This window comes from Sphingopyxis sp. NJF-3, assembly GCF_053514865.1.
Genome location: NZ_CM130726.1, coordinates 3,377,103 through 3,390,443 on the forward strand (window position 1 = coordinate 3,377,103; position 13,341 = coordinate 3,390,443).

Here is a 13,341-nt window from a genome sequence, read left to right on the forward strand (position 1 = left end):
TCCTACCCTCCCAGGTCAGCCGGGCGTCAACGCACCCGGATTTTCAGCGTATAGGGATAATCCCTCGCCGCCGCGTTCGCGGGCAATTTGACCCGCAGACCGGTCGGCGTCTGTTCCCAGTCGATCGCGCCGCCGCCGAGCAGCTCGATGCTCTTGATCGGCGCGTCGAGATAGGGCGTCCCCTTGTAGAGCGTCTTGACCAGCACCTCGCCGTCCTGCGGCCAGGCGAGGCCCAGCGCGTAGACCGTGTCGCCCTTGGTGGTGAAGCGGATGTCGGCGGGAACGAAGCCCTTGCGCGCCGATTCCTCGACCTGGCCGCCGACGCGCACCTGCCCCGACTTGGTGGGTCCCTCGCCGAAATAGTGGAAGGGGCGTGTGCCGTAGATCGCCTCTCCATTGACCTTCAGCCAGCCGCCCATGCCGCGCAGCACGGTCGCGATCTCGTCGGGGATCGTGCCGTCGGCCCGGGGCCCGACATTGAGGAGCAGATTGCCGTTCTTGCTGACGATGTCGATCAGGTCGGCGACCAGCGACTGCGGGGTGCGATATTCGTCGTTCTTCGCATAGCCCCAGCTATGCACGCTGACCGAGGTATCCGACTGCCAGGGCGTCAGCTTGAGCGCGTCGGTCTTGCCGCGCTCCATGTCGAACAGCGCGCTGCCTTCGGCGAACTGCGACCCCTTGTAGGCGATGATGCCCTGATAGTTCCGCTCGGCCGAACGGTTGTAATAATAAGCGGCGGTGTCGCGCATCAGCGGCTCGAACAGCGGCGCCGACGTCCACCAGTCGAAATAGATCAGCTCGGGCTGATATTTGTCGACCAGTTCCGCGGTGCGCGCCATCCAGTCGTCGAGGAATGCCTTGCTCGGCGGCATCCATTGCTGGAGCTGGCCACCGTCGGGCCAAAAGTCGGGATCGTCGGCGGGAAGGCCGGTCGGGGCGGCGGGGCCATAGAGGCCCGCATATTTCGGATCGCTGACATCGGAAGGGAAGCTGCGGCCCTTGTGATACCACCACCAATGCTCGGCACGGTGCGACGACAGGCCGAAGTGCAGACCCGCCGCGCGCGTCGCCTTGGCGAGTTCGCCCGTGGTGTCGCGCTTCGGCCCCATGTCGGACGCGTCCCATTCGGTGAAATCGGACGCATACATCGCGAAGCCGTCGCAATGTTCGGCGACCGGGATGACATATTTGGCGCCGGCGTCGGCGAACAGATCGACCCAGCGCGCGGCGTCGAACTTCTCCGCCCTGAACTGCGGGATGAAGTCCTTGTAGCCGAATTTCGACTGCGGCCCGTAGGTCTTGACGTGATGCTCATAGGCCGGGTTGCCCGGCACATACATGTTGCGCGAATACCATTCGTTCGCGAAGGCGGGCACCGAATAGACACCCCAGTGGATGAAGATGCCGAACTTGGCGTCGCGGAACCACTCGGGGGTGCGATATTGGGTGCGCAGATTGTCCCAATCGGGCTTGAACGGCCCTTTGGCGACCTCGGCCTTCACCTCGCGCAGCTTGGCCTCGACCTTCGCCTGATAGCCGGGCACCTCCGCCGCCGCCGGTTGGCAGATCGCCAGCGCGGCGCAGGCCGCCGACGCGCGAAGGATGAGCTTGATCGACGTCACTTTCATATCTCTCCCTGAAATCGGGTTCCGGCCGATGGCCGCCCGGTTCTCGAATCTGATCATCGCGTTCCACCGCGATCGAGGATTTTATCCTATCATACTATTATTTGTAGGACCACCCGGCAAGGGCGTGCCGCAGGGATCATTCCTCCCAGGCGGTGATGCGGATTTCCGCGCCCTCGTCGATCGCGGTCCGGGTGCCGTAGGCGATGATGCCCACGCCCTCGATGCGCAGCCGCTGGTCGAGGTCGTCCATCCCGTCATTGCCCTTCGAGCTGGTGACGGACACGAGCCGCGACTGCATCCGATAGGTCTTGCCCTCGTGGTGGAGCGTGTCGAACGTGAAATTCAGGATCGCATGATCGGCGCGGATCACCGTCCCTTCGACCGTGGCGCCGCGCAGGCCGCGCGGATCGATCAGGATGCCGGTCACCTTGTCGCCGGGCTTGCTCGTCGTCGTGCTCACCGAACTGGTCATCTTGACCAGCATCGTGCTGTTCGACGCGGCGATGACCGGCCCCTCCGCGGGCCCCTCCTGGGCCAGCGCGCTCGAGGGCAGGAGCAGGGCGCCGAGGAGCAGCATGTTCGATTTCATGTTCATGGCTTGATCCCATCCATCATATCTTGACTGCGATTCAGCGGTTTCCCGCCCTGCGGATCAGCACGGCCCAATCCTTCGCGGTATCGTTCGGCGCCTGCCCGAGCGCGCGCACGCCGCCGCCCTCGATGGTCCGCACGCTCCCGTCGCGAAGCGCGCCGCCGATGCGGGGATTGTACCATTTCACCTCGAAGCGCCCGGTCGCGCCCGACAGGTCGAGCGTCGTCGTGCCGCCGTCGGGCAGATAGACGGCATAGGCCTCGCCGGGTTTCGCCAGCACATAATCATTGGCGAGCGGCGTCAGCGCATCGTCGTGCCGGGTCGCCTCGAACGGCAGATATCGGGTCACGAAGTCGTGCGCATAGTGGATCTGGTCGAAGAGCTGGTCGCGGGTGCGGAAATCCTCGACATTGAGGTCGCCGATCGGGTCGGTGAAGAAGAACATCGTTCCCGTGCCGCCCGCCATATAATGGCCCCAGATCGCGAGCTTGCGCACCCTGTCGTGGCCCGGATCCTCGATGTCCGTCCGCACCCCGGGGTTCATCTCGATCAGGTGGACCAGCCACGGGTGGCCGGCGGCCGCCGACTTGTCGAGCCACTTGATCGTTTCGCTGTGGGTGTTCTCAGGATCGTGCTGGAGCGCGGTCGCGTCGAAATTCGGAAAGCCCAGCAGCCGGCCGTAGGTCTTGTCGTCGGCGATCAGCTCCGCCTTCCACTGCACATATTGGATCGGGTGCTTATAGGGGTCCACCGCCTTGATATAATTCGAGATGTCCTCGATATCCCTGGTCGTGAAATAGCGGAAGCGATCCATCTCCTCGTCGAGATCCCAGATGATCCCATGGTGGTGCGCGAAGCGCGCGATCAGTTCGCGATAATAGATTTTGCGCTCGGGCGTCATCTTGCCGAGCGTCTGCTCGCCTTCCTCTTCCTGGGTGATCAGCATCACCTGCATGCCCAGGCGATCCATGTGTGAGAAGACGATCTCCCACTGCGCGAGCTTCGAGACGTCGTAGCGGCTATGCTCGTCGTACCCGATCCACGGATTGGTATCCATGGCGTCGCCGTAATTGTTCAGCGTCACCGTGTAGAAGGAGTTCATTCCCTTGCCGGCGAGATAGTTGAGCGCGCCGATGATCCCCTTTCCCTTGCCGCCCTGCCAGATCGGGTCGCCGGGCTTCCAGTCCTTCACATGCGGCGCATAATGGTGGAGCTGGTCGGGCGTGGCGAAGCCCTTTTCGCCGCGATAGTCCTTGGTGTTGTCGAACTCGAAATAGGCGAGGAAATTCTCCGGGCTCTGCGTGCCCGCCATCGCGAAATATTTCCCCGAGCCGGCGTAGCGGAGGAAATGCCTGCCGACATATTGCAGCATGCCCTGCCCGCGGTTGTCGCGCCCGCGCTTGTCGCTGGCGGCGATCTGGAGACTGCCCGATTCGCCGTCGAACGCAGTCGCCGCGCCCGCCCCGGCGTCCAGGCTCGCGGCGACATCCTTGCCGGTGCGGAAGGACACCTTGTAGCTCCACGTCCCGACCTCGTCGGGAACGAAATGGACACGCCAGACATTGCCCTGCGTCGCGCTGGTTTCGGCGGCGTTGCCGTCGGCGGCGAAATAGCCGGGGACGACGTAGCTTTTCTGCCCCTTGGTGAAGGTGACGTTCAGCCGATAGTCGCGAAAAGGATTGGGATCGGCCGTCTCGCTCGTCGCCGGGCCGGCGAAGCTGAGCGTGACGTCATGCCATTGCTGACGCTCGCCGTCGATCTTGGGGGTGGCGGCGGCGCCGGGCGCGAAACCGAGCAGGCCCGCCGCGGCGGCGACGCTCAAACAGATATGCAGCCCTTTCCGCTGCCACCAGGTACGCGCCATCATCCCTCTCCCTGTTGGCCGCGACGATCACGCCGCGCATTCCCTCAACTGGTATGATGAGATCATGACTCACGGGAACCTGTCAATCCCGTTCTTGATCCCCCAGCCCGGTTCAGGTGATTCGCTGGATGCTCATCGCCAGTTCGTCGGCGTCGAAGACGCGCTTCCAGTCGTCGCGCAGCATCGTCGGCTTGCCGAAGGCGATGGCCTTGTTGCACGCGTCGGAGAATTGCCCCGGCACATGCTTGAAGATCACCGCGGCGAGGATGTTCATATGGCCGAGCAGAAAGTCGCGCGCCGCCTCCTGGGGCACGCCGCGCGCCACGACCTCGTCCATCGCCTCGCGCATCGTGTCGAGCAGCGTCGCGCACACCGTTTCGGAAAGGCCCGGTTCGAGCAGCGCCATCTGCTCGACCGAGACGCGGTGCGAGCGCAGGATCGGCGCCCAGATCGTCCGCGCGATCGCCTCGCCCAGCGCATAATGCTCCTCGGGGCCCTGCATCATCGCGTTGACGATGCTCTGGCGCGCGTGGAGCCCGCCGAAACGGTCGTCGCGCGCCGCCGGATCGGTCTCGTCGTTGAAGATCGGCGGGTGGCAGGGATGGGTGACGAAATAGGTGAGGTCGGGCCGGTCGGGCAGATGGCCGGCGAAGGGCGCCGCGGCATCGAGCGCGATCACCATCGCCCCCGGCCGCAGCGCGGGCGCGATCTCGTGCGCGACCGACCCGACATGCGTGTCGGGCACGGCGAGAATGACGATATCGGCGCCGTCCAGCGCGGTCGCGACGTCGACGCACGCGATCCCGAGTTCGTCGCGCAGTCGGTTTCGCCCCGCCTCGCCCGGCTCGACGTGACGGACGCTGTAATCACTGGCGGCGAGGTTGCGCGACAGGCGCGCGCCCATTTTCCCACCCGCACCGAAAAGCGCAATCGCGGTCATTCTCTATCCTTGTCTCATTGTCTTGCGCTAATGGTATGATGGTATGATGAGTTACGCAAGCATTGCATGAACCGCACCGGCGCGGCAGCATCGATGGCAGGAGGGACGGTGGAGGACAGGGACACCCAAAGCGCGCGAACGCTCTATGGAACCGCGGCGCCCGACGCCGCCGCGCGGCGCTTCGCGGTCGGCCCGCTCGCCTTCGACCTCGTCGGCGGCAATCTGCGCGCGATCCGCTTCGGCGGGATCGAGGTGGTGCGCGGCATCCAGTATCTGGTGCGCGACCGCGACTGGGGCACGCTGACGCCCGATATTTCGGATCTGCGGGTGGAGGAGAAGGATGGCGAGCTCGCCCTCGGCTTCACCGCGCACTGCATCGGCCCCGATGGCGATCGCCTGACCTATCGCGCCCGGGTCGTCGCGCGCGCGAACGGCCTGTCCTTCACCGTGGAGGCGGTCGCGATCGATGACGTGACCGTCAACCGGCTCGGTTTCTGCCTGCTCCATCCCGCCGGACTCGCGGGCGCGCCGCTCCGGGTCGAGCATGGCGATGGCCGCGCGGAGAACAGCGTTTTCCCCGAGCGGATCGACCCCTGGCAGCCCTTCACCGACATCGCCGCGCTGATCCACCGGCAGAACGGCCTCACCGTCGCCTGTCGGCTCGACGGCGACGGTTTCGAGATGGAGGACCAGCGCAACTGGTCGGACGCGTCCTACAAAACCTACGTCCGGCCGCTCGCCAGGCCGTGGCCCTATGGGGTGCCGGCGGGAACGATCGACCGGCAGTCGGTCCATATCGCGATCGCCGGCGCCGCGCCGCGCAAGGCATCGACCCCCGGCCGGATCGCCGAAATCGAGCTCGGCGCGTCGATCGGCACGATGCCGCGCGTCGGACTGGCGCTGACGCCCGAGCAGGCCGCGACCGACCGCGGCTGGCGCGGTGCGCTGGAAGAGGCCGGCGTGCAGGACCTGCTGTTGAGCTTTGCCCCCTACGCGGATCACAGCTTCGCCGAGATGCAGGCGCTGGCGGACGTCGTCGAGGGCCTGTCGCAGCGCAGGACGCTCGAATGCGTGATCGCCGCGACGGGCGACCTCGACGCCGAGCTTCGCGCGGTCGCCGACCAGGTCGACCGCGCCGGGCTGCATATCGATGCGGTCGCGATATATCCCGCGCCCGACCTGCAATCGACCCCGCCGGGAAGCGCCTGGCCCGCCTGCCCGCCGCTCGCCGACGTCTATGCCGCCGCACGCCGCGCCTTTCCGGGCCTGCCGCTGGGCGGCGGCATGTTCGGCTATTTCACCGAACTCAACCGCAAGCGCCCGCCGCTCGATGCGCTCGATTTCCTGTCGCATGCGACCTGTCCGATCGTCCATGCCGCCGACGACCTCAGCGTCATGCAGTCGCTGGAGGCGATTCCGCACATCATGCGGTCGGCGCGCGCGATCATCGGCGGTCTGCCCTATCGGCTCGGGCCGGTGACGATCGGGATGCGGCAGAATCCCTATGGATCGCGCACCATGCCCAATCCGCACCGCGATCGGATCGCCATGGCGAGGCGCGATCCGCGCCAGGACGGCGCCTTCGCCGCGGCGTGGACGGTCGGCTATGTTGCCGCGACCGAGGAAGGCGCGCTCGACACGCTGACGCTCGGCGCGCTGTCCGGCCCGCTCGGGGTGATCGACGACGAAGGACCCCGGCCGGTGTTCGCGGCCGTCGCGGCGCTGGCGAAGATGGCCGGCCGCTCCCGCCGCGCCTGCCGCTCCGCCGCGCCGGGCGAGGTGGCGGCCGTAGCGACGGCGGAGGTCGTCCTTTTCGCCAACCTGACCGCCGACGACCGGATCGCGCGGATTGGAGCGATGGAGATCGCGCTTCCCCCCTTCGGAATCGCGTCCGTTCCGCTCGTCTAGCCCGCGTCGCTCTCCGGATGCGCGTAGAGATGATTCGAGCGCGCCAGATGCCGGATCAGCGCCTGCTCGGCGCCATCGGGGTCGTGCGCCGCGATCCGCTCGATCACCTCTTCATGCTCGGCGAGCGTCCGGTCACTGTGCCCCTGCCAGATCAGCATATGCGCGTGATAGTCGCGCAGCCAGCCCAGCATCATCTCGCTCACCGCGACATAGATCGGGTTGCCGGTGATCCGCGCGATGCGCGTGTGAAACGCCATGTCGGCGCTCATGAAGGCGGGAGCGTCGCCGACCAGCGAGGCTTGGCGCGCCCGGATCTCGCGCAGGTCGGCGACGTCCGCGTCGGTCGCCAGCTCGGCGGCGCGGCGCACCATGCCGCGCTCGAAGAAGCTTCGCGCTTCCTTCAGATGCTCGAGCGATTCGGGCGACAGCGACAGCAGCAGCTGCGCGATCGGGTCGAGCTGCCGCATCGCCGATTCGGCGGTGAGCTGGCGCACCCGCGCGCGCTCGCCATGGTGGATGGTGACCAGCCCCAGATTGGCGAGCGCCTGCATCGCCTCGCGAATGGCGGGGCGGCCGACGCCGAAGCGCGCCATCAGCTCGCGCTCGGAGGGCAGCGTCTCGCCGGGTCCGCGTTCGCCGCTGACGATCATCGCCTTCAGCCGGTCGAACACCTCGTCGGAAAGTTTCCGCCGAACGATCGGCTCTTGCGCTCCTAGCACCACCCTTTTCCTGCCTCCTCTGTCTTCAGCGCCGCATCATAGCCGCGCCGCCCGTGCTGCGATAGCCGGGCGTTCGCAAGGGCGGACAAGGGAATCACGGATCGCACCCTGAGTATCATCACTGGCATCATTGCGAGAATCTTGGATTTGATCAGCGATTATTCCTTCAGACCATTGGTGATCCCCGGCGAAAGCCGGGGTCTAGATTGCGCGCCTTCATGGCATGGACCCCGGCTTTCGCCGGGGATCACCGGCTTGCTTGTCTCATTCTCTTCCGATTTTTCACCGCCGCTGTGGACGTTGCCCATTCAACTGGTATGATGACATAAGAAGATCGGCGTCACAATCGATGGCGCCGACGAGAGGGAGAGGGTGGATGGATCGGCGGGACTTTCTTGCGAGCGGCGCGGTGGGCGCGTTTGCCGTGACGCTGAACTGGCCCGTTCCCGCGCTCGCAGAGGGTGACGACGCGCTGCTGGAGAGCTTCCGCGCGCCCGGACCCGACGCGCGGCCGCACACCTGGTGGCACTGGATGAACGGCAACGTCACTGCCGACGGCATCACGCGCGACCTGGAGGCGCTGGCGCGGGTCGGCGTCGGCGGGGTGCAGATGTTCGACGTCGGGTGCGGCATTCCGCAGGGCCCCGCGGTGACGCTCGGCCCCGAATGGGTGCGGCTGATCCGCCATGCGGCCGACGAGTGCGGGCGGCTCGGGCTGCATTTCACACTTCACAATTGCCCGGGCTGGTCGTCGAGCGGCGGCCCCTGGATCACCCCCGAACTGGCGATGCAGCAGCTCGTGTGGAGCGAGGTGACGCTCGCCGGCGGCAAGGCGATCGACCGCATACTGCCGCAGCCCTTTACCCGGCTCGACCATTATCGCGACGCGATGGTCGTCGCCTTTCCCGCGCTGACCGGCGACCGGACGGCGGCGCGCGGCCAGATCGCGCGCGCGTCGCTGAACGGCGAAACCGTCGACATGCGCGTCATCACCGACGGCGACGCGGCGACGATGCTCGATATCGCGCCGGGCGCCGCGCCGTCGCAGCTCATCATCGAATTCGCCGAGCCCTATCGCGCCCGGTCGCTGATGGTGCAGGCGGCGCCGGTGGACGACAATGCCAATTTCACGGCGCAGGCGGCGTTCCAGGTCGAGGCCTCGAGCGACGGCGAACGCTGGCATCCGCTCGCCGACATGCCGGTGCCGGTGTGGCGGCTGCACACCACGCCGCCGATCGCGATCAATTTCGTCTCGACCAGCGCGCGCTTCTTCCGGCTCTCGGTGCCCGCCGCCTGCCGGCTCGCCGAACTGACGCTCTCGTCCGATCCGCGCATCGCCGACGTCGGCGCCAAGGCCGGCTGGGGCCGCCGTCCCAATGTCGGCGAAGCGCCGGGGCCAGCCGATCCGGCGGCGACGATCGATCCCGCGACCGTGATCGACCTGACGGCGCATATGGACGCGGACGGGCGGCTGCGCTGGACGCCGCCGCCGGGCGAGTGGACCGTGCTGCGGTTCGGCCATACCGCCACCGGCGCGCGCAACCTTTCCTATCCCGACGACGGCGGCGGCCTCGAATGCGACAAGTTCAGCACCGCCGCGCTCGATTTCCATTTCGGGAAATATTTCGGCGAACTGCTGCCGACGCTCGAACGGCTCGGCAAGCGCGAGCTCGCCGGCGCGCTGATCGACAGCTACGAAACCGGGATGCAGAACTGGACCGCGGACTTTCCGGCCGAGTTCGCGGCGCGGCGCGGCTATCCGCTCACCCGCTACATGCCCGCGCTCACCGGGCGGCTCGTTGCGAGCGCCGAGAGGACCGAACGCTTCCTGTGGGACTTCCGCCGCGTCCAGGCGACCTTGATGGAAGATCGCTATTTCGGTCGTTTCCACGAGCTATGCGAGGCGCATGGGCTGCATTCCTATACCGAACCCTATGGCAACGGTCCGTTCGACGACCAGCAGGCCGGCGCGCGGGTCGATGCGCTGATGGGGGAATTCTGGGTGCGCGGCGGAGCCGCCGCTTACTCGGTGAAGGTCGCCGCGACCACCGCGCATGTTCACGGCAAGCGCTTCGTCGGTGCCGAATCCTTCACCGGCCGCCCTGCGCAGTCGCGCTGGCTCGAATATCCCTATGCGATGAAGGCCCTCGGCGACGAGATGTATTCCTACGGCCTCAATCATTTTGTCTTTCACCGCTATGCGCAGCAGCCGCACCCCACCGCGCGGCCCGGCATGACGATGGGGCCGTGGGGCTTTCACTTCGAGCGCACCAACACCTGGTTCGAGGAAGCCGGACCCTGGCTGACCTATGCGGCGCGCTGCCAGAATCTGCTGTCGCGGGGCCATTTCGTGGCCGATCTGCTTTATTTCGCGGGTGAAAACTCGCCGGTGCAATGTCCGGTGCATATCGAGGAACCGGTCGCCGCCACCCTGTCGGGGGCGCGTCCGAAACTCGCGCAGCCGGTGCCCCCCGGCCATGATTACGACGTCTGCGACGCCGATGTGCTGCTCACGCGCGCGCGGATTGAGGGCGGGCGTATCGTCCTGCCGGACGGCATGAGCTACCGCGTGCTGGTGATGCCCGACGACCGGCGGATCACGCGCGAGACGCTGGCCCGAATCGCCGATCTGGTGCGCCAGGGCATGTGGCTCGTCGGCGCGCCCGTCGAGCAATCACACGGCCTTTCCGGCTATCCCGAAAGCGACGCCGAGGTGAAGCGCCTGGCGGCCGAGCTATGGGGCGACCTCGACGGCCGGACGCGAACCGCGCGGGCGCACGGCAAGGGCCGCGTCTTCTGGGGCGTGCCGCTCGACCGGGTGCTGCGCGAGGCGGGACTCGCGCCCGACGTCGAGCTCGCCACGCGCACCGGCGACGCGGTGCTGCACTGGATTCACCGCCGCATCGACGACGCCGACGTCTATTTCGTCTCCAATGCCCGGCGCCGCGCCGAGGATGTGGTCGCGACCTTCCGCGTTGCCGGGCGCGCGCCCGAATGCTGGGACCCGATGACCGGGCACAGCCATCCGCTTCCCGTCCATGCGGCGGCGGACGGCCGCACGCGCGTCGCGCTGCGCCTCGACGAAGCCGGGTCCTGCTTCATCGTCTTTCGCAGGCCCGCCGCGGGCGCCGCCGCCGGCACACTGACCGGGCCGACGGGGACGCTGTTGGCAGCGCAGCCGCTGACCGCCGAACCCCGGCAGGACGCCAGCGGCCGCTTCGCCGTGACCGCCTGGATCAAGCCCGAAACCGACCTCTGGCCGATCAGCCCCGAGATCGCGTCCGACAGCGACCGGCCGGAGATCGTCGCGGCGCGTGCGAACGCGCTCGCGCGCGGCGCCAGCCTCGATCGGCTCGGCGTCGGGGGCGCGAGCTTTCTCGTCGATCCGCCCGCGGGCGCCGATCTGTTCGGCACCGGCCACGCCACGCTGGCGATATCGGCGGGGCGCAACGGCGTGATCCTCTACGACCATGCCGGGCCGACCTATCGCGCCGCACTGACCGCGCCGGCGGCGATCGCCGGCTGGACCCATCTCGCGGCGACCCATGGCGACGAGGGACTGGCGCTTTATCTGAACGGCGCACCGGTCGCGCACGGCAGGGCGTCGCCGCACGCGCTCCACGCCGTGCTGGGCGCCACGATCACCCGGCCGCGCCTGTTCGAGGGCGACACGGCGGCGCTGACCCTACACCGGACGTCGCTTTCGGCGGCGGAGATCGCGAATCTGGCGGCCCAACCGCTGCCGCCGCCCGACGCTCCGCCGGCCGCCGAATGCACCCCGGCGGGATTGCTCCTCTGGGAAGGCGGTCGATATCGCCTGGGCGGCCGCTCCATCGACGTCGAAGCCGTCGCACCGACGGTCGTGCTCGATGGCCCCTGGGACGTCGCCTTTCCGCCCGATCTCGGCGCGCCGGCGCGGGTGACGCTCGACCGGCTCGGCTCGCTCCATCGCCACGCCGATGCGGGGGTGCGCTATTTTTCGGGCACCGCCACCTATCGCACGCGCTTCGCGGTCCCCGCGGCGGCGCAGGGCGGTACGCGGCGGCTCTACCTCGACCTCGGCCGGGTCGAGGTGATGGCGCGCGTGATCGTCAACGGCAAGCCGCTCGGCAGTCTGTGGAAACCGCCCTATCGCATCGACGTGACCGACGCAGTCCGCGCCGGCGACAATCTGCTGGAAGTCCAGGTCACCAATCTGTGGCCCAACCGCCTGATCGGCGATGAGCAGCTGCCGGCCGAATATGCGTATGACGTCAACGCCTTTGGCTGGGACGGCGGCATTTCGGCGCTGCCCGAATGGTATCGCACCGGCCAGCCGAAGCCGCCCGGCCAGCGCGTCGCCTTCACGACGTGGAAACATTATGCGGCCGATTCGCCGCTGCTCGAATCGGGACTGGTCGGGCCGGTACGGCTGCTCGGCGCGCGGCTCATCCCGCTGGGCTAGGGCGGCTCAAACACCGCCCTTCCTTATCTCGTCATCCCGGCGAAGGCCGGGATGACGATTTCATAACCACGATTATGACTAGGTCCAGGGTTTCGAGCGCGCCACCGCCAGCCCGCGCACGTCGTTGGGCCATTTGCCGCTGACCGCGCAATAGAAGTGATAGAGCGCGCCGTCGTGATAGATCAGCGCGGGCTTGTGGGCGTATTTCTCGTCGATCGTGCCGGGCGCGCCGACGTCGATCAGGACCTCGTCGACCTTCCTGAAATCGGTCGGGCTGTCGCCGATCGCGAGCAGGTCGCGCGCATAGCCGTCCTTGGCGAGCCCGAAATAATACATCGCCCATTTCCCCTCGTGCGACACGACCACGGGGTCGCTCGCGAAGCGGAAATCGGGCGCGCCCTCGGGGCCGTTGCGCAGCAGCGGGTTCGCGGGGTGGCGCGTCCAGCTCTTGAGGTCCTTCGAGGTCGCAAGGCCCGTCTGCTCCTTCCACGGCGCGCCGGTCGTCTTGGCATTGTAATAGAGGTGGAAGGTGTCGCCGATCTTGACGAGATAGGGCTTGTAGAGCCCGCCGCGCTCCCACTCGGCGCCCTCCTCGGCGCGCAGGATCACCGGCCCGCGCTCCCAGTGCATGAAGTCGTCGCTGAACGCGAGGCCGATCACCGCGGCCCCCTCCTCATAGCCGGGATTGGGATAGGCGTGCCACGCCGCGACATAGCGCCCGTCGACCTTGATCAGCCGGCCGGCCGATTGCAGCTCATTCTCGCGCAGGATCGAGGCGCAAGCGATATTGTGCCGGGTGATCGGATCATCGGGATCGCGCGCCATGATCAGCCCTAGCCGCTTCCAGTGGATCAGATCATCGGATTCGCAGATGCCGGTCTGATAGCCCTGCCCGTCGAAACCGACATGGGTCAGGTAGAATTTGCCGTTCGCCGAGAAGACGAAGGGGCAGTCGACCGCTTTCTCGTCGAAGCTGCCCGCTATGCCCGACCCGTCCAGGATACGGCGGGGATATTTATAGGGCGTTCGAAAGGGCGCCACGGGGTCGTGCCGCGACACCGCGCGGGCCGCCCCCGGCAAAGCCATGGCGCCCAGCATGGCCGCACCGCTGCCCAGCAATTTGCGTCGCTCCATCGTCATTTTCTCCTTCTCCAGACCCTATTCGGCACAATTTTATATTGTCAGACAAAACGAGCTATGGCATCTGCCCATAAAATAATACTAATCGAGCGAATCATAATAC

8 protein-coding genes are annotated in these 13,341 nt (G+C 67.1%); 2 read left to right on the forward strand and 6 right to left on the reverse strand.

The window, feature by feature from the left end; genetic code table 11:
• Positions 1-26: 26 nt before the first annotated feature.
• The 4 genes from ACOTSS_RS16290 to ACOTSS_RS16305 all read right to left on the reverse strand — a co-directional run bounded on the left by ACOTSS_RS16290 (position 27) and on the right by ACOTSS_RS16305 (position 5,027).
• On the reverse strand, positions 27-1,631 hold the full coding sequence (locus ACOTSS_RS16290; protein ID WP_448689033.1) for an alpha-L-fucosidase: 1,605 nt from the start codon (positions 1,629-1,631) through the stop codon (positions 27-29).
• Positions 1,632-1,767: 136 nt separating this feature from the next.
• Positions 1,768-2,226 (reverse strand): hypothetical protein, encoded by a 459-nt coding sequence (locus ACOTSS_RS16295; RefSeq protein WP_448689034.1) that lies wholly within the window; start codon positions 2,224-2,226, stop codon positions 1,768-1,770.
• Positions 2,227-2,260: 34 nt separating this feature from the next.
• Positions 2,261-4,087: a DUF5060 domain-containing protein gene (locus ACOTSS_RS16300; protein WP_448689035.1), complete on the reverse strand. Its 1,827-nt coding sequence runs from the start codon at positions 4,085-4,087 to the stop codon at positions 2,261-2,263.
• Positions 4,088-4,199: 112 nt separating this feature from the next.
• Positions 4,200-5,027 carry a phosphogluconate dehydrogenase C-terminal domain-containing protein gene (locus ACOTSS_RS16305; RefSeq protein ID WP_448689036.1) on the reverse strand — a complete coding sequence of 276 codons (828 nt, stop codon included), beginning with the start codon at positions 5,025-5,027 and terminating at the stop codon, positions 4,200-4,202.
• Positions 5,028-5,093: 66 nt separating this feature from the next.
• Between ACOTSS_RS16305 and ACOTSS_RS16310 the strand changes: the two genes are divergently transcribed.
• On the forward strand, positions 5,094-6,935 hold the full coding sequence (locus ACOTSS_RS16310) for a hypothetical protein (RefSeq protein WP_448689037.1): 1,842 nt from the start codon (positions 5,094-5,096) through the stop codon (positions 6,933-6,935).
• Here ACOTSS_RS16310 and ACOTSS_RS16315 read toward each other — a convergent pair.
• The gene (locus tag ACOTSS_RS16315; protein ID WP_448689038.1) at positions 6,932-7,654 is read right to left on the reverse strand and encodes a transcriptional regulator NanR; all 723 of its coding nucleotides are present in this window, start codon (positions 7,652-7,654) and stop codon (positions 6,932-6,934) included. The genes ACOTSS_RS16310 and ACOTSS_RS16315 overlap by 4 nt on opposite strands.
• Before the next feature lie 376 nt (positions 7,655-8,030).
• On the opposite strand from ACOTSS_RS16315, the gene ACOTSS_RS16320 reads away from it, so the two are divergent.
• Positions 8,031-12,098: a glycosyl hydrolase gene (locus ACOTSS_RS16320; protein WP_448689039.1), complete on the forward strand. Its 4,068-nt coding sequence runs from the start codon at positions 8,031-8,033 to the stop codon at positions 12,096-12,098.
• A 78-nt stretch (positions 12,099-12,176) separates the two neighbouring features.
• Here the strand turns inward: ACOTSS_RS16320 and ACOTSS_RS16325 are convergent, their stop codons facing one another.
• Complete coding sequence (locus ACOTSS_RS16325) at positions 12,177-13,232, reverse strand: hypothetical protein (protein WP_448689040.1); 1,056 nt, start codon at positions 13,230-13,232, stop codon at positions 12,177-12,179.
• Between the last annotated feature and the right edge of the window lie 109 nt (positions 13,233-13,341).